This window comes from Ruegeria sp. YTSC004, assembly GCF_059609805.1.
Genome location: NZ_JBXWMJ010000018.1, coordinates 1 through 20596 on the forward strand (window position 1 = coordinate 1; position 20596 = coordinate 20596).

13 protein-coding genes and 1 pseudogene are annotated in these 20596 nt (G+C 54.9%); 10 read left to right on the top strand and 4 right to left on the bottom strand.

Annotated elements, in window-relative coordinates; all coding sequences use genetic code 11:
• The 5 genes from AC2FFP_RS21425 to AC2FFP_RS21445 form a co-directional block, all read left to right on the top strand.
• On the top strand, positions 1-3983 hold a 3983-nt coding region (locus AC2FFP_RS21425), incomplete at its 5' end, for an FG-GAP-like repeat-containing protein (RefSeq protein ID WP_496845285.1).
• Positions 3984-4142: 159 nt separating this feature from the next.
• The gene (gene rfbF, locus AC2FFP_RS21430; RefSeq protein WP_496770325.1) at positions 4143-4919 is read left to right on the top strand and encodes a glucose-1-phosphate cytidylyltransferase; all 777 of its coding nucleotides are present in this window, start codon (positions 4143-4145) and stop codon (positions 4917-4919) included.
• A 2-nt stretch (positions 4920-4921) separates the two neighbouring features.
• Complete coding sequence (locus AC2FFP_RS21435; RefSeq protein ID WP_496881491.1) at positions 4922-7246, top strand: NAD-dependent epimerase/dehydratase family protein; 2325 nt, start codon at positions 4922-4924, stop codon at positions 7244-7246.
• 17 nt (positions 7247-7263) lie between these two features.
• Positions 7264-8439 carry a class I SAM-dependent methyltransferase gene (locus tag AC2FFP_RS21440; RefSeq protein WP_496770318.1) on the top strand — a complete coding sequence of 392 codons (1176 nt, stop codon included), beginning with the start codon at positions 7264-7266 and terminating at the stop codon, positions 8437-8439.
• Between the two features lie 2 nt (positions 8440-8441).
• Positions 8442-9599 (top strand): class I SAM-dependent methyltransferase, encoded by a 1158-nt coding sequence (locus tag AC2FFP_RS21445; protein WP_496770315.1) that lies wholly within the window; start codon positions 8442-8444, stop codon positions 9597-9599.
• Between the two features lie 10 nt (positions 9600-9609).
• On the opposite strand, the gene AC2FFP_RS21450 is transcribed toward AC2FFP_RS21445, so the two are convergent.
• A complete protein-coding gene (locus tag AC2FFP_RS21450) occupies positions 9610-10572 on the bottom strand; it encodes a sulfotransferase family protein (RefSeq protein ID WP_496770312.1) in 963 nt (320 codons plus the stop codon).
• A gap of 545 nt (positions 10573-11117) precedes the next feature.
• Here AC2FFP_RS21450 and AC2FFP_RS21455 point away from each other — a divergent pair.
• Together AC2FFP_RS21455 and AC2FFP_RS21460 are read left to right on the top strand one after the other, a co-directional pair.
• Positions 11118-13463 (top strand): LamG-like jellyroll fold domain-containing protein, encoded by a 2346-nt coding sequence (locus tag AC2FFP_RS21455; protein WP_496881492.1) that lies wholly within the window; start codon positions 11118-11120, stop codon positions 13461-13463.
• 130 nt (positions 13464-13593) lie between these two features.
• Positions 13594-13788: pseudogene (locus tag AC2FFP_RS21460) on the top strand (IS30 family transposase); the annotation flags it as partial.
• Between the two features lie 260 nt (positions 13789-14048).
• Here the strand turns inward: AC2FFP_RS21460 and AC2FFP_RS21465 are convergent.
• The gene (locus AC2FFP_RS21465; RefSeq protein WP_496845282.1) at positions 14049-14603 is read right to left on the bottom strand and encodes a VPLPA-CTERM sorting domain-containing protein; all 555 of its coding nucleotides are present in this window, start codon (positions 14601-14603) and stop codon (positions 14049-14051) included.
• 332 nt (positions 14604-14935) lie between these two features.
• Positions 14936-15949 carry a replication initiator protein A gene (locus AC2FFP_RS21470; RefSeq protein ID WP_496770306.1) on the bottom strand — a complete coding sequence of 338 codons (1014 nt, stop codon included), beginning with the start codon at positions 15947-15949 and terminating at the stop codon, positions 14936-14938.
• A gap of 432 nt (positions 15950-16381) precedes the next feature.
• On the opposite strand from AC2FFP_RS21470, the gene AC2FFP_RS21475 reads away from it, so the two are divergent.
• The 3 genes from AC2FFP_RS21475 (at position 16382) to AC2FFP_RS21485 (ending at position 19982) form a co-directional block, all read left to right on the top strand.
• Positions 16382-17788 (top strand): AAA family ATPase, encoded by a 1407-nt coding sequence (locus AC2FFP_RS21475; protein ID WP_496881493.1) that lies wholly within the window; start codon positions 16382-16384, stop codon positions 17786-17788.
• Between the two features lie 138 nt (positions 17789-17926).
• The gene (locus tag AC2FFP_RS21480; protein ID WP_496770295.1) at positions 17927-18934 is read left to right on the top strand and encodes a ParB/RepB/Spo0J family partition protein; all 1008 of its coding nucleotides are present in this window, start codon (positions 17927-17929) and stop codon (positions 18932-18934) included.
• A 169-nt stretch (positions 18935-19103) separates the two neighbouring features.
• Positions 19104-19982 carry a glycosyltransferase family 2 protein gene (locus AC2FFP_RS21485; protein WP_496845279.1) on the top strand — a complete coding sequence of 293 codons (879 nt, stop codon included), beginning with the start codon at positions 19104-19106 and terminating at the stop codon, positions 19980-19982.
• Between the two features lie 21 nt (positions 19983-20003).
• On the opposite strand, the gene AC2FFP_RS21490 is transcribed toward AC2FFP_RS21485, so the two are convergent.
• A complete protein-coding gene (locus tag AC2FFP_RS21490; RefSeq protein WP_496770290.1) occupies positions 20004-20552 on the bottom strand; it encodes a polysaccharide biosynthesis/export family protein in 549 nt (182 codons plus the stop codon).
• Between the last annotated feature and the right edge of the window lie 44 nt (positions 20553-20596).

The window sequence follows — 20596 nt, forward strand, 5'->3', positions numbered from 1 at the left end:
ATGCCACCGGCTCCGACACCGCAACTGTAAATCTCACCGTTAACGACACCACCCCGAACAATGACCCGCCAGATGCGACAGCTGATAGTTATCTGTTTGATCAGGGTGAAAGCCTTGTGGTTTCCGCGCTGGACGGCGTATTGCGCAATGACAGCGATCCGGACGGAGATGCTCTGACGGCTACGCTTGAGACCGGCCCGGAAAACGGCACGCTAACCCTCAACCCTGACGGCAGCTTTTCTTACATCCCCGATCCCGGCCACCTAGGCAATGATAGTTTCACATATCGGGTGACCGATCCCTCAGGAGCCAGCGATATTGCTACGGTTTCGCTGAGTTCTTTAAACACTGCGCCTCTGATTACCACCGGTGACAGCCGGTTTTCCAAAACTATTGTCAGCACCGCAATGCCTTTGACACATATCGCACTGGCCGCGGATTTCGACCATGACGGCGACTTGGATATCGTCGCTACCTCCGAGCAGAACGATTCCGTTGTTTGGTTCGAGAATGACGGGACCTTCGGGTTTACCGAACATGTGATCGACGCGGCACTGGAATCATCTTATCCGGCCTCTCTGGCTGACTTAGACCAGGACGGGCATATGGATGTGTTGGTCGGCGGCTATCGCGAGGATGTCTATGCCTGGTACCGCAATGACGGTACAGGGAACTTCACCAAGACCGTGATCTTGAACGAGGATGGTGCGCATTCGATCTTTGCCGTCGATTTCGACGAGGATGGCGATCTTGATCTGGTTACCGCCGGGCAAGAGGCCAGTACCATTTCGTGGCACGAGAATGACGGCAACCAGAATTTCACCACTTATATCATCGATGCCGCAGCGCTGGCCGCGAAATCTTCGGTACCCGCTGATGTTGATGGGGACGGGGATTTAGATATTGTCGCTGCCAGCTTCGAAGACGATACGGTGGCTTGGTATGAAAATGATGGCAGCGAAAACTTCACCAAGCGGGTAATCGACACGACGGCTGACGGGTCCTATTTCACCACGGCTGCTGACATCGATGGGGATGGCGATCTGGATATCCTGAACGCCAGCAAGAACGATAACACCATTTCTTGGTACCGTAATGACGGTGGGGTGTTCACTAAGGCAACGATCACCACGCAGGCAGTGGCCGCACGCTATGTCGATGCCGCTGATATTGACGGAGATGGGGATATCGACGTGACCTCGGCCAGTGTCGATGACAACACGATCCGGCTGTATCTCAATGACGGTAATGGCAATTTCACCACTGTGATTGCGGATGGCAATGCCATTGGCGCCTATGGCGCGGTTCCGACGGATGTGAACGGTGACGGGTTGGTGGATATCCTTGGAGCCAGCAAGACGGATGGCACCATTTCCATTTTATTCCACGAAAAATTCCAGGCCGTTGATCTGGCGCCTGGCAACAGTCTGGCCATTGATGCAAACCTTTTATCAGCAACCGATGCCGAGCAATCGGCGGCCCTACTGACCTACACGTTGGATGCATTGCCCGAGCTGGGTGAATTACGCCTGGACGGTGTGGCGCTTGGTGTCGGTGACAGCTTCACGCAGGAAGACATAAATCTAGATCGGGTGGCTTATCATCAGATCAGCGCAGTTGAAGGCAGCGACAGTATTGTTTTGAAGCTGAGTGACGGTATAGCACCTAGCTCCACGTTTAGCATTGATCTGGATATCGCAACTCCACCACCTGCAAACGGGTTGATCTCAGACGATTTCGCCGCAGGTGTTCTTGATCCGGCCTGGACCATCGAAGGCCCATCGGGAATTTCGTCAAATTTTGGGACAACGGCTACAGACGCCTACCTCGCTCTGGTCACACCGGACGGAGCCTATGATGCATGGCATGTCAATAATTCCGCCCGCGCGACCCAATCAGTTCTGGACGTAGATTTCCAGATCGAGACCCGCTTCCTGACCACGCCAACGGAAAGATATCAAATTCAGGGATTGCTGGTCGAACAGGACGCAGATAACTGGCTGCGCTTTGATACTTATTCTGATGGCAATAAGTTCTATGCCTTTGCCGGCATCACTGTGAATGGCGCATCAAGTGTGGCCTTTAAGGTCGAGATTCCTGCCGGTACTGCACCTTATCTGCGCGTAGTGCGGTCGGGAGACGATTGGACGCTGGAGTATTCTCTCAACGGATCGACCTGGACAACAGCCGGCAATTTCTCTCATGCGCTGAACGCGACTAAAACCGGCGTATTCGCGGGCAATACCGGCGATGCGACTGGCTTTATTGCGCAAGTGGATTATTTTCAGACTTGGACCGATATTATTGAGGATGAAGACAAGAGCTTTACCCCAATTAATCAACCGCCGAACGCAATGGATGACAGCGGTCTGGTGACCCCCGTCGACACTGCTATGTTGATTAATGTCACTGCGGATTTGCTGGCCAATGACAGCGACCCCGAAGGAGACCCGTTTAGCCTGACAGCGTTTACGCAGCCAGCCAACGGTGCCCTGTTTGACAACGGTGACGGCACCTGGACCTATACGCCCAACGCGGGGTATTCTGGCTCGGATAGTTTCACTTACACCATCTCGGATGGCAGTGGCAGTGACAATGCCACCGTCAACCTGACTGTCGGTAATCCGATCAATGTCTGGTATGGCCAAGAACAGACCTTCGGTTCTCCTGGCGAAGGGCAGGTGTGGATCAACATTCTGGGCAATGTCGTCGGAGAAGTAACGGGGCTGACTTATTCGCTCAATGGCGGAGCGGATCGGGTATTGTCTGTCGGCGCAGATACCCGCCGTTTGCAGGATCCGGGCGATTTTAACATCGACCTCGCTTTTGCCGAACTCGATGGATCCGCAACTGACGATCTCATTACCATTACGGCCGACTTCGTAGACGGATCTACCGCAACTTATGACGTGACTGTTAAATATGAATCCGACAATGTCTGGAACCCCAATTACAGTATTGACTGGGAAACGGTCACTAATCTTCAGGATGTGGTTCAGGTGATCGACGGCACTTGGTCGTGGGACAGCACTGGCGTGCGCCCTGTCGATCTTGGATATGACCGTGTCTTGGTCATTGGTGATCAGGGCTGGGACAATTACGAACTGAATCTCACCGTTACGATGCATGATCTCGAAAATGTCGACCCAAGGGGGCGCGATGGCGGCGGCCTCGCCTTCGGCCTGTTGTGGAATGGGCATACAGACGAGCCTGTTAGCAACTTCCAACCAAAATCGGGTTGGGAACCCGGAGCCCTGTTGTTCTGGGAAGACAACGATCTGACGAGCTTCAGCTACCATTCCTTCTCCGAAACCCTTGGGCTCGAGAGTTTCAGCCTTCAGGAAGGGTTGACCTACAATTTCACGGTCCGAGTCGAACAGACCGGCATTTATGACCGAATCTACAGTATTAAGATTTGGGAGGTTGGAACGGCTGAGCCAACTGGCTGGACACTGCAGGCAACTGAAACTTTCAGCCTGGACGAAGCACCGGCCACAGGGTCGCTTTACCTCAACGCCCATTACTATGACGTTACTTTCGGCGATCTGACGGTCACCGAGATCACCGGCAGCGATATTATCCAGGGCGATGACAGCGCTGAGGTTCAGGTCGCCGTCGATACCGGGAGCGCCACGCCGGGCCTGGGCGAGGTGGATGTGTTTGTCGGCGCTGGCGGCGCGGATGTCTTTGTCTTCGGAGACGCGAACGGCACCTATTACGATGACGGGGTCGGGGCTGATGCGGGCGAAGACGATTACGGCTTTGTCTACGATTTTGCCTCGGGCACCGACCAGGTGCAGCTGTCCGGATCTGCCGCAGACTACATACTCAGTACGGATGCGCCGGGTCTATCACCGGGCACCGCGATCTGGCGAATTGGTGAAAATGGCGAAGCTGACGAGCTTGTCGGCCTTCTGAACAGTGTCTACGGGCTGGATCTCAACAGTGATGATTTCATCTATGCGGATACGCTTTTGGTCTGAGGAATGTAACAAATCATCATATTACCTCAATCGAGATACGGTACCGAGTAAATATTGTCAGTTTCCGGAGGAATGCTTCATTTCATAATATTGGCCTATTTCTTTGCCAGAGTCTCTTTGGCAAGATTACGATTACATTTGTGTTAACGGAGAATTTCCATGAAAGTTGCAATTCTCGCTGGGGGCAAAGGAACGCGTCTGGCAGAAGAAACCTCGATCAGGCCCAAGCCAATGGTCGAGATTGGCGGTATGCCCATCCTTTGGCACATCATGATGACCTATTCCCATTACGGGTATAACGATTTTGCGGTCGCCCTTGGGTATATGGGCAATTACATCAAGCGTTATTTCGCGGAATACGGAACGTTGGCGGGTAATATCACGGTCAACATGGGACATCCGGAACCGTTGGTCCGCCACGACCAGGATCACGCACCATGGACCGTCGATCTGATCGAAACCGGCGATGAAACCCTTACCGGTGGACGGGTCAAACGGCTGCAACCCTATTTGGGTGACGGGACTTTCATGCTGACCTGGGGTGATGGCGTGTCGGACGTGGATCTGCACAAGCTGCTGGCCTTTCACCGTCATCACGGTAAGTTGGCGACCATCACTGCGGTACGCCCGCCCGCCCGCTACGGGCATATGCGGTTCGAGGGAGATCAGGTTGTTGCGTTCGAGGAAAAACCGCAAACGGCCGAAGGCCGGATCAACGGTGCCTTTTTTATCCTTGAGCCGCAGGTGTTCGACTATATCGAAGGCGACATGGTCATGTTCGAACATGCGCCGCTGGAGAATTTGGCCAAGGACGGCCAGTTGATGGCCTATCGCCACGACGGGTTCTGGGCAGCGATGGACACTCTGCGCGACAAGCACAATCTGCAAAAGCTATGGGATTCTGGTGAGCGCCCCTGGGCGGTTTGGGAGAAGTAATTATGCGTGTTTTGGTAACTGGTCACCGTGGGTATATCGGTGTGGTGCTAACCCCCATGCTGGAGGCTGCCGGACATGAGGTTGCGGGTATCGACAGCGATCTGTACGAGCGTTGCACTTTCGCGCCGGGCGGAGAGATGCCACAGGTCCCGACGATCCTGAAGGACATCCGCGACATCGAGGCGGCCGATCTACTGGGTTTTGATGCCGTTCTGCATCTGGCGGCGCTTTCGAATGATCCGCTGGGCGATTTCCGCCCTGAAACCACCTATGAAATCAATTACGAAGGCACGATGAATGTAGCCCGCGCTGCTAAGGCAGCTGGAGTGTCACGCTTTGTATTCTCGTCCTCCTGCTCGAACTATGGCGCGTCGGGATCGGATTTCATCGATGAGACCGGGGCGTTCAACCCGGTGACGCCTTACGGCGAAAGCAAGGTCAAGTCCGAACTGGCGTTGGCCGAGATGGCGGATGACACGTTCTGCCCGACCTTCCTGCGTTCGGCCACGGCCTATGGTGTCAGCCCGCGCATCCGGTTTGATCTGGTGCTGAACAACCTCGTCGCCTGGGCGGTGACCACCGGCAACATCCATATGAAATCCGACGGCACGCCCTGGCGGCCAATCACCCATATCGAAGATATCAGCCGCGCTTTCCTGGCAACGCTGGACACACCCGTCGAAAAAATCCGCAACGAGGCGTTCAACGTCGGCGTGACCGAGCACAATTACCAGATCCGCGAACTGGCCGAGATCGTCGCCGATGTGGTTCCGGGTTGCGAAGTGACCTTTGCCGATGATGCTGGCCCCGACAAACGGTCCTACCGGGTGAACTGCGACAAGATCCAACGGATCATGCCGCATTTCAAACCGCAATGGGACGCCCGCAAGGGGGCGCAGTCGCTGTATGAATCCTATCTGGCGCAGGAACTGACGCTGGAAGAGTTCGAAGGCCCCCGGTACCAGCGGATCGGTCATATCAAGAAACTGATCGCCGATGACATCATCGACGTCACCCTGAAACATACCGAGAATGGCCTGTCCGCGCGCACCCCTGAAAACACACAAGAGGCCGAACCTTCGGATTTCGTGACCGACAGTGCGAAGGTCTGTTGCATATCCTGCGGTCACAAAGGACTGCAGCCCATTCTCGATCTCGGCCTGATGCCGCGGTCTGACGGCCTTCTGGAGGAAAGCGGTTTGGCCCATAAAGAGTCTCTGGTGCCACTACGGCTGGGATATTGCCCTGAATGCACGCTGGTGCAGCTGCTGGAGACCCGTCCGGCCGAGGAAATGTTCGGCGACGACTATGTCTATTTCTCGTCCTATTCCGAAGATCTGCTGAAACATTCCCGCGCAAACGCGCTGGAATTGATCGAGAAACGCAAGCTTGGGTCGGATAACCTGGTGGTCGAGATCGCGTCGAATGACGGCTATATGCTGCAGAACTTCAAGGGCGAAGGGATTCAGGTTCTGGGCATAGACCCGGCCTCGCAACCTGCTACGGCAGCGCGTGAAAAGGGCATCGATACGGTGATCGAGTTCTTTGGCACCCGCGTTGCTGGTGAGCTGCGTGCACAAGGCAAGCGCGCCGATGTCATCATCGCCAATAATGTGGTGGCCCATGTGGCCGATCAGAATGATCTGGTGGCGGGCATGGCCGAACTGCTGGCCGATGACGGGCAGGTTGTGGTCGAGTTCCCTTATGTTCGTGACATGATCGATTTCATCGAGTTCGACACGATCTACCACGAGCATCTGTGCTATTTCTCGGTAGGTTCGGCCAAGACCCTGTTTGAACGGCACGGTCTGTATCTGAACGATGTGCGCCGGGTGGCAATTCACGGTGGATCTCTGCGGTTGTTCTTTGGCAAAACCGCAGCGCCCACGCAGGCTGTAACCGACATTCTGGCCGAAGAACATGACCTGGGGCTGGACCGCTTCGACTATTACAAAAGCTTCGGCGCTCGTGTCCGCGCCTTCCGTGATCAGGCCCGCAAGCTGGTGGGCAATCTGAAAGCGGACGGCAAACGCATCGCGGCCTATGGTGCGGCAGCCAAGGGCACGATCATGCTGAACTTTTTGCAGCTCAACGATCGGGCCATCGAATATGCGGTGGATAAGAACATCCACAAGCAGGGCAAATACATGCCCGGCGTGCGCATCCGCATTGATGAGCCGGAGAGGCTGATGGCGGACAAGCCTGACTATGTGATGATCCTGCCGTGGAATTTCCGGGACGAGATCATCCGCCAGCAGCAGGCTTTTTTGCAGGCGGGCGGCAAGTTTGTCGTACCGATCCCCGAACTGGAAATTGTCGAATCCTGACGGCGGAGGGTACATCTATGAGTGAACTGACCTGTTGCCCGGCTTGTGCCGGGCAGTCCCTGTCAGAAATTTACCGGCTGGATGCCATCCCGGTGCAAAGCTGCATTCTATTGGACACCGAAGACGAGGCGCGCAACTTCCCCCGCCACCCGCTGGTGCTGAAATTCTGTGGCGATTGCGGCTTTGTCTTCAATTCGGTTTTTGATCTGTCCAAGGTGGATTACGCCTCGACCACCGAAGAAAGCCAGCATTTTTCCGGCACGTTCAACCGGTTTGCCCGTGATCTGGCGGCCGAGGTCGCCTCGCTTTACGATCTTAAGGGTAAGCGGACGCTGGAGATTGGTTGTGGCAAGGGCGAGTTCCTGCAGGAACTGGCGGACCAGACCGGTACGATTGGGCTGGGTGTCGATCCCGGTTTCATCCCCGAGCGCCTGCCCGGCGCGGATGGGCACGAGATCACATTTCAGCGCGAATATTTCGACCCCGCCACCATTACCAAGACCCCTGATTTCGTTGCCTGCCGTCACACGCTGGAGCATATCCCTGAAGTGGGCCGGTTCATGCATGAGATCGCGCAGGTGATCGACGGACGGCCCGATGTGGGCGTCTTTTTCGAGACCCCGGATGTGTACAGGGTGCTGGCCGAAGGCGCGTTCTGGGATATCTATTTCGAGCATTGTTCATACTTCACTCAGGGCAGCCATGCCCGGCTGTTCCGGCGCGCTGGGTTCGATGTGACAAAGCTGTATCTGGCCTATGATGATCAATACATCATTCAATATGCCGAACCGACGGCCGGTCGTCCGGCGCTGCAGCAAGAGGATGATCTGGGTGCGGTGCGGGCACTGGCCGCCGTCTTCCCACAAAAGGTGGCCGAGATCCGCACCTACTGGACCAATTTCGTCCGCTCCCGCCACGGTGCGGGCAAACGGGTGGCAATCTGGGGTGGTGGGTCCAAGGGCGTGTCCTTCCTGACCACCAATGATCTAGGGGGCGAAGTGGCACAGGTCATCGACATCAACCCGTTCAAACAGGGCAAGTACCTGCCAGGTACCGGGCACTTGGTTAGTGGTCCCGAAAGCCTGAAGGACGCCCCGCCTGACACGGTGATTGTGATGAACCCGATCTACCTGCCCGAGATTGAGGCACAACTGGCCAATATGGGCCTGAAACCGGAGCTTGTCGCGGTATGAGCATGACCTGCCCCGTATGCGCCGCAAACAAGGCGCAGGATATCTTCCGATTGGACCATGTTCCGGTGATCTGTAACCAGCTCTGGCCAGATACCGCCGCCGCCCGCGCGGCCCCGGCCGGCATGGTGGATCTGAAACTGTGCCCAGATTGCGGGTTCATCTGGAACGGTGCCTTTGACCCCGCGCGCATGGTCTATGCTCCGGGATACGAAAACGCCCTGCATTTCTCGCCCAAGTTTCAGGCTTTTGCCGAAGATTTGGTCGCCGGGCTGGTGGCCCGCCATGATCTGAAGGGCAAACATGTAGTCGAGATCGGTTGCGGCGACGGGCATATCCTTGACCTGATGGCCCAGAACGGCGTGGCCACCGCCACCGGTTTTGATCCGTCGATGGAAGGACAGGAGACGCCCTTTACCGCTCGCGACAATGTCGAGATCGTGGGGGAATACTTTCGCTCGGATCAACTGGACCGTCCGTTCGACGCCATTCTCTGTCGCCACGTGCTGGAACATGTCGATGAACCCGTTCCACTGCTAAGCGATATCCGCCGTGCCATCGGGGGCCGCGACGTGCCGGTCTATTTCGAAGTGCCCAATGCCGGCTGGATGCTGGATGCGGTGTCCATGTGGGATGTGATCTATGAACATGTCGGGTACTGGAGCGCCCCTGCCATAACCACCCTGTTCCGCCGCACCGGGTTTGAGCCGATCTCGGTCAGTGCCGGATACGGCGACCAGTTCCTGATGGTCGAAGCACGGCCTGCCACCCGTGAACCGGATTATCTGGACGCCGGAGCCGCCGAGATCGCACGCGCCGCCCATGCCTTTGGCCGGGCTGCCACAGCAGAACTGGATCGTTGGCGTGGCCGGCTATCGGGCTTTGACGGCAATGTGGTCATCTGGGGGGCGGGGTCCAAAGGTATCACTTTTGCCAACGCTCTGAGCGATGCGGCCCGTCCGCTAGCAGCGCTGATTGATCTGAACACCCGCAAACACGGGCTGGTGGCCCCCGGTGTGGCCCTGCCGGTTATCGCCCCCGAGGCCTTGCCGGGTATCAGTCCCGATCTGGTCCTGATCTCAAACGCGCTTTATGAGACCGAAATCACCGAACAGGTGCGCGGCATGGGTCTGAACCCGGAATTCTCTGTCATCGCGAGATAGCGAGTCTTAATCAGCTTTCCTGTGTTACAGGAAGATTGAGCCGATCTTCTGCATTTTGCCGGGTATGCGGCCAGAGGGGCACTGTCCGCCCCAATGTTTTGGCAAGATCCAATTCTGATTCTTGAAATTCGATATCCAGCTGCGCCAGGAGATCCCGTTCGGTATCCGATTTAGTACGACCCGGTTTGCGGGTGTTGAAGTAGAGGTACGCCGGCTTAAGTGATCTGCGAATCCAGCGCGGCAGTTTTTTTCGGGAACGGTGCAAAAGCTTGTGCAACCCGCGATTCCTCAAAGTGATGCTCTCATTTTGTACCGGAAAACCGTAACTGTCATAGAAGGATTCATCCAATCCAAGCTGCTGCGCAATGTTGCGCAACATGCCAGGAGCATCTGCCACGAGATCCTCGAACAGATACACGTTCAGGCGCTCCGGTCCAACTATGCCCTGCCATTTTTGAATGTAGGGTGCATACTTGCTGTGATCGATCGCATGCTGCAACATTGGCCGATGGCGCAGAACCGTCGATTTTTCGGCGCGTCTAATTTCATGCACGAAGTCGGCAAACCCCATATCCGAATCGAGCGCCACCTTGTTGTTCTTGGCATAGTTATAGAGAGAATAGATTCGAGCCGATGGCTTTCTCAGAATGAAGATGACCCGGCTGTCCGGAATGCTGCCAATGACCGATTGTGCGGTTTTTTGATAGTAATATTGTGGCGAAACATCGAGTAGATATTTGGTGCGATCCTGACTTAAATCCCGGCGATAAAAACGGGCATACCCAGCCAACCCTTTCGCTAAATAGCCGTCCGGACGGCACAGTGGATCGTCCGAATCCATTAGGAAGCGTAGTTCATTTTCTGTGCTTCGTCCGATTTGTGGATGGTCGCCCAACCAACGCAGCAACGAAGTGGTTCCAGCTTTGGGAACTCCGGTTACAAAGAGATTTGGTACTTTTGGATCACGAAACATGGAAACAATAACTCACATCCAGATAGGCCTCAAAAAAAGGGCCACCCAAAAAATTCTTTCGTATAGATACCATACGGCCCCCTTTTCTAACATGTATGAATTTTCACTATCCGACTTTAAGGGTTTTTTACTTATTGGCATTCCCTAAGGTCAACTTCGCCGTGAAGTGTGGCTACCGGCGGAAAACTTCTTCCAATCTCACATGTTCTGAGCAACTCGCCGCCTAAATTGTTACATCAAAACGGACAAGAATTGCCCCAGTTTTGTCCTATTGCTATGCGACCAAGTAAGCATTGGGGGTGAGTAGTATCAGAAGGACAGAAGTCGACCTGACAGGTGGGTCGGCACTTCGATCATCTTGCCAACTTAGTGAGTATTTTGCCCGTCAGCATGACGTGTTTATGGGCGTGTTTCTGTATGACTGAACCAAATGTGCATAACAAATGCAGCCTGAAAGCTGCGGGGGAATTTCCACAAGCGCCCACTCACGCGCAGGAACCCTCGCTCGGGGATGGCAGCTTCAATCAGGAAGACGAGAAACTACCATGTCAGAAATCTACGTATCAAGCCAGGCAGAATTGCTCTCGGCACTCTCCAAAGCGTCGGGTGGCGACACAATCCTGCTGAAATCCGGTGATTACGGATCAATAAAGTTAGATGGTCTGAAATTCGATGACTATGTGACCATCAAATCCGCAGACGGCAATATGGGGGCAGAATTTGATTCTGTCGATTTTTTTGGGTCAAGCTACATACGCCTTGATGGTGTAACAGTTTCGTCACCAATGGCTCAATCTGCTATTGAGATTTCCGCCAGTGATCACATCGCTATCATTAACTCTGAGATCCACGGCCCCACCGACCAACCGTATCCGATCGAAGGTCCGACTTTTGGTATCTATTCTCACGACAACAGTGATACGATCACGATCTCAGGCAACGACATTCATCACGTTCTGAACGGTGTCGCTAACTTTGCAGTCACCAACCTGACGCTGACCGAAAACAACGTAAACTATATCGGCGCAGACGCGTTTAAATTCAGCGGAGTCGACGGCGGCGTGATCCAGAATAACATCGGGCCGACTCATTTCTATCCCTCCGACGATGCCCATGCCGACTTCATGCAGTTTCAGGGCAACCCGTCCAGTAATCTGGACATTTCGGGTAACGTCCTGCTCCTTCAAAACCGATTTGATATGCAGGGCATCTTCTTTGGCGGCAAAGGCGGCCATAACAACCTGAATATCGAGCAGAATATCATCTATACCCAGATGGGAAATGGTATTTACATCAATGATGGTGATGGCAGCACAATCACGATCTCCCACAACACACTAATCAATGCACTCAGCACGACCGGCCCGGTCACCCGGATCGCTGCCCCCTCGGGTTCAACTGTGGAGTATAATATCCACTCCAAAAAGAATGGCGAACTCAGCGGCGATAACATTGTTATGCAACACCTCGATCCGAGTGACGAGTTTTACTATTCGGATTTGTTCGTTGGCCTGCTGGACGGCAAGGGCATCACGATTGAAGACCTGCAGCCCGTCGAAGGTAGCCTAGCGGAAAGCTATGGTGCTTATGACCGCCTCATGGAACTGCTCAACGGAACAGAGGGTGACAATACCGGAAGTCAGCCCACACCAGAACCAACCCCGGAACCAGAGCCGACGCCGGAACCAGAACCAACGCCGGAACCAGAACCAACGCCGGAACCGGATAGCGGAAACACTGACCAAGGGTCCGTCGTCACCCCGACACAGGGCACCATATTTGCGATGATGGGCGAGCGCGAAATTGCCGGATCTGGTGATGTGTTGGAAGCCGCACATTCCAAAGATCTGGAAGTATCTTCCGGAACACTCGCCTTCTCGTTCAATGCCGATACGGTCTCGGGCACGAAGGGGCTGGTCTCCAAGGATGCTTCTGGCGACGGCCATCATTTTACCAGCTATATCAAGCAAGGCAGTCTCTACATCCGTTTCCAGGATGGTGAGAACACTGAAACGATCCGAGTCAAAGGTATCAAAGCCGACACTGATTATGATGTGCAGGTGGCAGTTGGCGAAGGCGGAGCAACCGTTTGGTTGAACGGTTCTATTGCCGGAGCAGTCTCTACGGATATGGACTGGTCGCAGAATACGGAATACCTGCAGATTGGCGGCATTGGTTGGGCTTCCCAATCAGGCGAAGACGGGTTCAAGCACACTTTTGATGGCACCATTTCAGATGTTGTACTTGTAGAAGGACTGAAAACCCCGGACGAGATGGGGGCAATCATGGCCGGAGAGGGAACTTCACCTGGTAGTGATCAGGACTCACCGGTCGTGGACGAACCGCCTGTTTATCCAAACTCTGTCTTCAGCATGGAGGGTGATAGCGAATTTTTCGGTTTCACCAAAGATATCGTCAATGAAGCGCATAAGTCGGCTTTCGAACTCAGCGAAGGTACCATTTCCTTCAGCTTTAATGCCGACAGCGTCAACGCCCGCCAGGGCCTGATGTCGAAGGACGCGTCAGGCTACCAAGGTGGTGGCGATCATTTCTCGGCCTGGATACATAAGGGGACCCTATATGTCCGTTTCCAGGATGGCGAAAATGATGCCCTATTCAAGGTTGATAACATCAAAGCCAACCAAGAGTACGAAGTCACCGCCTATTTCCAACAGGGCGAGGTTGGCGTGTACTTGGATGGTGAACTACTCGGAACCGAAGTCCTGAATATGGACTGGACCGATAATGCTGAATATCTGCAGGTTGGCGGTCTTGGCTGGGCTAGTGACACTGGCGATGATGCCGTGGGATATGCTTTTGACGGTACAATCTCTGATGTTGCGATCTTCGACGAAGTATACACACCACAGGATATTGACCTGATCGTGTAAAAGAGATGCGGTAGGAACTGATCTTAAATCGGGCCGGAAATCACAGGGTTTCCGGCCCGATTTAGTTTTGAGCAGCATGTGCAAAAAAAACCTTCACTATTAACATAATAAATCTTACCGGATGCAAAGTTGTAGCCGCAAAGCTGGCTGGTCTCCGGAACAGATCACGGAGCGTATACGCTTGGAACGTCATCCGATCCGTGTATCCCATGAGACAATCTACCGTTTTGCCTATATCAAGGATGGCCGTGACGAGCAGTTCGACCGGTATCTCCCCGAAAGCCGCAGACCGCGCAAAAACCAGCGGCACAACCACACGCAGATATTTGTGACACCCCAAGCCTGTCACGTATGCCAGAGAAATCTGTGTGGTGTGTAGGGCCGACTGAGCACCTAAAAAATCGCGGCATGGCAGGATAAGGTGACTGCGTTACAAATTTGTATTTTTGCAACTCTGCATTTTAGAAATAATAGCTAAGGCTGTCGATTTTCCCACATATCCAAATGAGGCCTCGGAACATAATTCCGACCACAAAAAAGAACGGCGGCAAGTTTGCCGCCACTCGAAACTTAAGTTTTGGGCAATCAGGCTGCTTGCTGCTTACGCCGACGCATAAAGCCGAGACCCGCCAAGCCACCAATCAGCAGAAGACCGGTTGCTGGGAGCGGTACGGGAGCGGGGGCAACCTCAACGCTCTTGATGATGAAGTTATCGTCCGATACGCAGAAGATATGGTATTTGCATGTATGTCCATCCGCCAGAACGGTAAAGGCCCTCGCAATCACGCCACCGAAATGGAATGAATTTTGGGTATTCTCATCAGCGGCGATCGTGTGACCCACATAAATATCCCAGTCGTCTTTGTCATCAACATGTGAGAAGGTCACCGAAACAAAACGCACCGCCTTGTTAAAGGCGAATGTCAGCCATTCATCAAACAGGCCATCCAGAGTGGATGTGTCATCCCATTTCGTGCGCACTCCAATACCATTACGGAACTGAGAAATTCTGGGGTTGTGGGCAAGTGAACCCGCTGTGACTGTGCCCGAAACACCGTCCACGTTGAATGTGCCTTTGGCACCCGAAATGTGAAGATCACCACCGTTCATGAGGTTGATAGTGGCGGCATGCGCGCCCATGGCCATCATCAGTATGACGAAAGCTATCGCGAGAATTCGGTGCATTTTAACCCCTAGCAACATTTAAAACGTTAAATTCCTTTCATTCATCTTAGCAGAAATAACACATTCCAAAAAGTGAAAGGTTGCCCATCGACACACAATAACCTCATTTCAGAGAGGCTTACCTATAAGATTAAGGATTCATTAAGATGTTATGACTGCTCTTTTTAAAGGTTTGTGAACAATTTAAGGAGAAATGTGCCATTGTTCACATTTGAGAGAGGGTTTCGGAGCACCCGATTCTCAATCGTGGGGATACAAATGTTGCGTAAAGCCCACCTACTTGTTGTCTACCCCACCCGCTTTTTGATCCAGCCTAGAAACGCCTTGTCCGGGCTGCGCAGCGCCTTGCGACCGGAGCTGGCCCAAAATCCCTGCCATTCGGCCTCCAGCGCGTAGACATCCCAGCCAGGCGCCAAAGCGCGCGCGGCTTCAAGGGTTTCGGGTTTCAGGGGCAGGCCGTCGCCTGTCTCGATTACCACAGCGCGACGCGACACGCGGATGATGTCGCCCGGCTCTTCGGTCAACACGTAATCCGGCAGATGATCGGCGGCGATCATGTCGCGCAGCATCTTGCGGAACACCCGGCGCGGAGAAGCCGACCCTGATTTTTTGAGCAGCGTCTCGACTGAGACCCGCCAGTCGGGCTGACGACCGCAATGCTTGCGGGCCAGCTCATAGATGCGCCGCTCCAGCGGTTTGCGCAGGCGAAAATAGTCCCGGCTCAGCGTCAGTACTGATTTCGCCAGCACCGCCCGGAACAACCAGTCCGACAGTTTGACCGAGACGCTGACCATCCGCCCTGCCCGTGTGTGGCGCACGATCTCCCAACTTTCGATCAGGCCGAAGCCCGTGGTCGTCTCGACGCCGCCGGTGACCATGTTGGTGGTGATGCGGGTGCCGGCCAGACGCTCGAACGCCTCGCGCAGCCGTTTGTAGCCATCCCCCGACGTTTCGCGGTTGGTGGCCACCAGCAGATCATGCGCCTTCAGATGCAGCACCCGGCTGACCTGTTTCCCGGCGTTGATCGCAGCCATCAGCTGGCTAATACAAAAGATCAGGATGTCCTTGTCATGGATCGTCGCCAACCCCCGCACCGAAGGCGTGACGGTGATTTCCACCCCGTTATGTTCATAGTTCAGGATGCGGCGGTCAGGCCGGGTCGACAGCGAGAACATCGGATGTTCCATCGATCCCATGTCGGTCTTGGGCAGCGCATCGAAAATATCGCAGACGAAGAAATCAGCTGTTGGATACCGGTCCGGCAGCAGCCCCCCTGCCCCGGCAGTTGCATCGCTGCTCATGAAAAATCAATCAGAACTGAAGCGCTCCAGCCCATATTTCTGCCCCTGACCTGCCCGAATCTTTTATCGTGGTTTTATTGACGCTCACCCTAGAGTTATCCACAGGTCGGGTAAAGCATCAGATCGTGGGATCAGAGTCGGTCCAACGTGGGATCAGAATCGCATTATCGTGGGATCAGATTCACCAAGCCCCCGAAAAAGCTCTCAGAATTGTTGGTTTTCAAAGCTTTAAGTGACAGGATCGAAAACCGTAACTAATATATAACCATATTCTAACTAAAAAAAAATTTGAGCAGACATTCTGAAGCCCCGATTGAGATGATCACAGGCCATTGATTTTCTTATAAAATTGTATCTGAGTATTCAAAGCTCTTCCGTATGCTGTGTTTTATGATACACTGAGAAAAACACGGCACATCGAGCAGAAACAACATGGCCACATCATCGAAAGACAGGCTTCCGCCTTATTTCAATATTGATCCGGATACAGCACTTTCCGAATTGGGCGAACCTTCTACAACAGCGGGTTTTGCCGCAATCGCCAGTGCTTGCGCACTTGGTCGCGAAGACCTGTCCAGTCGGGGCTTGGAGGATGGCGAAGCGCGGCAGCTTCGTCTGTTTTCAACCTGGGAAATCACCCGCTATCTGATCCCGGTTGCGGCCCCCCACTTCCGGCGGGTGCTACGCGCCAACCCGGGTTTGCCGCAGGGCCGATCCGAAACCGAAGGCGGCGCCAAGTGGTTTACGCTGGACGAGGTGTTGCAGCTGAGAACGCATTTCGCATCGGAAGGATCTAAGGCGAAGGAGTACCGCCCATATCGACCCGAGGGGGTGCCGGCCAAGCTGGTTTCGGTCGCCAATTTCAAAGGCGGCGTGGGCAAGACGTCGACCTGTGCCCATCTGGCCATGTCGGCGGCGCTGGACGGTTACAAGGTGCTTGTGATCGACCTGGATAGTCAGGGCTCGATGACATCGATCTTTGGCGGCAAGGTCACGGATGAATGGCAAACAGTATTCCCCCTGCTAGCCCGCCATTACGCCGGATATCTGCGGCGGGAAAACCAGGGCCGGCTGGATCGCGGAGAAGTCCCCCACCCCATCGACGACACGCTGATGGAAGCATTGGAAACCCGTGCCGATGGTCTGATCCAGAAAACCCACTGGCCCAATATCGACTTGATCGGAGCGCAGCTGAACCTGTACTGGGCCGAATTCCAGATCCCTGTCTGGCGGATGCAGGCGCGCGGCTGGAAACTGTGGGACGCCTTGACCGAGACGCTTGAGGCGGATGGCATCCTTAACGACTATGACCTGATCTTCATCGATACCCCGCCCGCGCTTGGGTATCTGACGATCAATGGCTTGTCGGCGGCGGATATTCTGCTGGTGCCCATGGGTGCCTCGTTTCTGGAATTTGATTCCACGGGTAGGTTCTTCGACATGCTGCATTCCACCTTTCAGTCAATCGAAGAAGGGGAAAACATGGCCGCGCGTGCATTGGGGCGCGAAGAGATGGCCTTTGAATGGGATGCGGTGCGTACGGTGATCACCCGGTATGACGGCACTCAGCAGGCCGAACTGGCGGGGCTGATGCAATCGTATCTGGGTAGCGCTCTGTCGCCCCACCGGCAGGAATTCACGGCGCTGATCGGTCAGGCGGGTGAGCAGGTGAACGGTATCTATGAGGCCGACTACCGGGATTTCAACCGTGAAACCTATGCACGGGGGCGCGAGACCTTTGACGAAACCTATGCGGCCTTCAAACGGCTGGTTGTGGGCGTCTGGCGGCGCGAGGAACTGGCCTCGCAGGCCGAACAGCAGCCGGAACCCGCGCCATGAGACCCCTGCCCTGCCCGTGTAATGTTTCGCACGCGAAACATGTCTGTCTTCCGTCTGGGTCGCTCGGAAGACCGCACGCAGTGGTAACCGAACGGCGCGCAACAGAGTCTATGACAGCCGGACAAGGAGAAACCTGAGATGGCAAAACGCAAACGGCTAACCCCGGCTCGTACCGATTTTCTGCCTGCTGGTGCCACGGGCGCAGCACCCGAGACAAATTCCATGTTTCCAACGGTTCAATCGGCTCCACCGATTGCGCAGGTCGCTGGAGATACGGCCTTACAGGCTGCGGTGGATGATCTGAGCACCGAAATTCGCTCCGCCCGTGCGGAGGGCCGATTGGTGCAGCAGGTGCCTCTGGACGCAATTGAGGAAACCCATCTGGTACGTGACCGCATTCTGGTGGACGGGGATGAGATGGCTGCTCTGGTCGAAAGCCTGCGTGCGCGTGGCCAGCAGACTCCGATCGAAGTGGTGAAACTGGCTGAGGGGCGGTTCGGCCTGATTTCCGGTTGGCGCCGCCTAACCGCGTTGAAGGCCCTTTATTCGGAAACAGGAGAAGAGCGCTTTGCCACTGTACAAACCCTTCTCAGACGGCCTGAGAGCGCCTCGGATGCCTATCTGGCGATGGTCGAGGAAAACGAAATCCGCGTCGGGCTGTCCTATTATGAACGGGCCCGGATTGCGGCCCGCGCGGCCGAGCAGGGGGTCTATACTAATGAGGGTGCCGCCCTGCGCGGCTTGTTCACCTCCGTCAGCCGGGCGAAACGATCCAAGATCGGATCCTTCATTGTCATCTATCACGCATTGGACGACCATCTGCGTTTTGCTGCGGCAATCCCGGAAAGGCTCGGACTGAGCCTGTCGAAGGCATTGAAGGAAGATCCTGCTCTGGGGCCCCGTATTGCCCGGGAACTGGGCAGGGCGCAGCCGGATACAGTTGAGGGCGAGGCAGCGCTGCTGAATCGGCTGTCTCAGGCAAAGAAACAGGCTCTATACAAGGGTTCTAATATGCCAGCCTGTCCAGGTGAAACTATTGGATCCGTCACTCTGACCCGTTCTACCAATGGTAAATCCCTGATACTGACTGGGATGACCGATGATCTGCACACACGGCTGAAAGCGTGGCTGGCCGATCAGCTCTGAAGTGTTTCGCGCGCGAAACATCACGGTTCAGGAGCTTGCGTTGTATCGTAGGGCTGGCCATAACTCTGAGAATGTATGATCCGTTTTAAGTTTTAGTTTGTGGAAGAGTTTCGTGTCAGCACCTGTGCCCAAAGTTTCCATTATAGTTATCAGCTACAACACCTGCGAAATGACGCTGGAGTGTCTGCGTTCGGTTCAGGCTGAAACCCGATTGTCTTATGAACTGCTCGTGGTGGACAACACTTCAACCGATGGGTCCGCTGAGGCGATCGCCCGCGAGTTTCCCAATATCACTCTTCTGGCTGAGGGGGAAAATCATGGTTTTGCCAAGGCCAATAATATCGCCGCCGAGCGGGCCCTAGGGGAATATATCCTGCTGCTCAATCCGGATACCGTGGTTCTGGACGCGGCCATAGACAAACTGGTCGCCTTTGCCCAGACCCGGCCTGACGCCCGCGTTTGGGGCGGGCGTACGCTATACGGCAACCGCAGCCTCAACCCCACCTCCTGTTGGCGCCGGATGAACCTGTGGAATATCTCTTGCCGTACCTTCGGGCTGACCGGTATTTTCCCGAACAGTCCGGTTTTTAACTCCGAGGCCTATGGCGGGTGGGACCGTGGCGCCGAACGCCAGGTGGATATCGTTACGGGCTGCTTTCTGTTGATCCGGCGGGAAGACTGGCAGTCGCTGGGTGGGTTTGATCTGACATTTTTCATGTACGGCGAAGAGGCCGATCTATGTCTGCGGGCGACCCAAACCCTCGGGGCCGCACCGCGCATGACCCCTGATGCTGTGATTGTGCACTATGGCGGAGCTTCCGAGAAGGTCCGTAGCGACAAGATGGTGCGTCTTTTGCAGGCCAAGAACGAACTGATAAACCGCCATATTCCCGGTTGGCAAAGACCACTAGCGAAGGTGCTGTTTGGGTTCTGGCCTCTGACCCGGCGGTTGGCTTTCTCCGTGCTGCGTCCGGGTGGAGACAATGCGCAGGTGTGGTCCGAAATATGGAAGCGCCGCCAGGAATGGCGTCGCGGATTTTCGGGGTAGTGGCTCTATTGTGATTTGGTGTTACTCGAATAACTTGCGCTGCGGTACAACTATCACGTCGCCCGGGGCCAGAACCGTGCTGCCCGAGATGCCGCCGCCATTTGTGCGATAATTGTACAAAAAGACCTGATCACCCCGGCGCAGCTGGATACGTTTGTCCGCTGCGAAACGGGTCAGCCCGCCAGCCTGGGCGATTGCATGCAGAATTGTGGTGCTGGGGGTAGCTTGCAGTTTTCCCGGATTGGCGATCTCGCCTGTGACGTAGACTTCCTTTGTGGCCGGGATGGCGGCGGCTGCAGGCGGTGGTACAGCAACGGCACCAACCGAGACGAATACGGTCGGAGGAGCGGCAAAATTGGATGCCAGTGCACTTGTCAGATCAGTTTTAACCTGATCGACAGTACGTCCGCCGGCGGAAATACTGCCTGCAAGCGGAAAGCTGATCGATCCGTCGGGCAAGACCAGCGTGTTGCGGTTGAGGCTGGTGTCTTCCAGCACTTCAATATTGAGCGAATCGCCCGATTTGATCCGGTAATTGCTTTGCGCCTGCGCTGAGACTGCAAGGAGCATTATGGTAAAAAATCCGAACAGAACCCTGAACATAGCTGGTCCTC

Bases quoted from the DNA above. Each gene is read 5' to 3' on its own strand.
- rfbF (WP_496770325.1), top strand. From the start codon at position 4,143: ATGAAAGTTGCAATTCTCGCTGGGGGCAAAGGAACGCGTCTGGCAGAA.
- AC2FFP_RS21435 (WP_496881491.1), top strand. From the start codon at position 4,922: ATGCGTGTTTTGGTAACTGGTCACCGTGGGTATATCGGTGTGGTGCTA.
- AC2FFP_RS21440 (WP_496770318.1), top strand. From the start codon at position 7,264: ATGAGTGAACTGACCTGTTGCCCGGCTTGTGCCGGGCAGTCCCTGTCA.
- AC2FFP_RS21445 (WP_496770315.1), top strand. From the start codon at position 8,442: ATGACCTGCCCCGTATGCGCCGCAAACAAGGCGCAGGATATCTTCCGA.
- AC2FFP_RS21450 (WP_496770312.1), bottom strand. From the start codon at position 10,572: ATGTTTCGTGATCCAAAAGTACCAAATCTCTTTGTAACCGGAGTTCCC.
- AC2FFP_RS21455 (WP_496881492.1), top strand. From the start codon at position 11,118: ATGTCAGAAATCTACGTATCAAGCCAGGCAGAATTGCTCTCGGCACTC.
- AC2FFP_RS21465 (WP_496845282.1), bottom strand. From the start codon at position 14,603: ATGGGCGCGCATGCCGCCACTATCAACCTCATGAACGGTGGTGATCTT.
- AC2FFP_RS21470 (WP_496770306.1), bottom strand. From the start codon at position 15,949: ATGAGCAGCGATGCAACTGCCGGGGCAGGGGGGCTGCTGCCGGACCGG.
- AC2FFP_RS21475 (WP_496881493.1), top strand. From the start codon at position 16,382: ATGGCCACATCATCGAAAGACAGGCTTCCGCCTTATTTCAATATTGAT.
- AC2FFP_RS21480 (WP_496770295.1), top strand. From the start codon at position 17,927: ATGGCAAAACGCAAACGGCTAACCCCGGCTCGTACCGATTTTCTGCCT.
- AC2FFP_RS21485 (WP_496845279.1), top strand. From the start codon at position 19,104: ATGACGCTGGAGTGTCTGCGTTCGGTTCAGGCTGAAACCCGATTGTCT.
- AC2FFP_RS21490 (WP_496770290.1), bottom strand. From the start codon at position 20,552: ATGCTCCTTGCAGTCTCAGCGCAGGCGCAAAGCAATTACCGGATCAAA.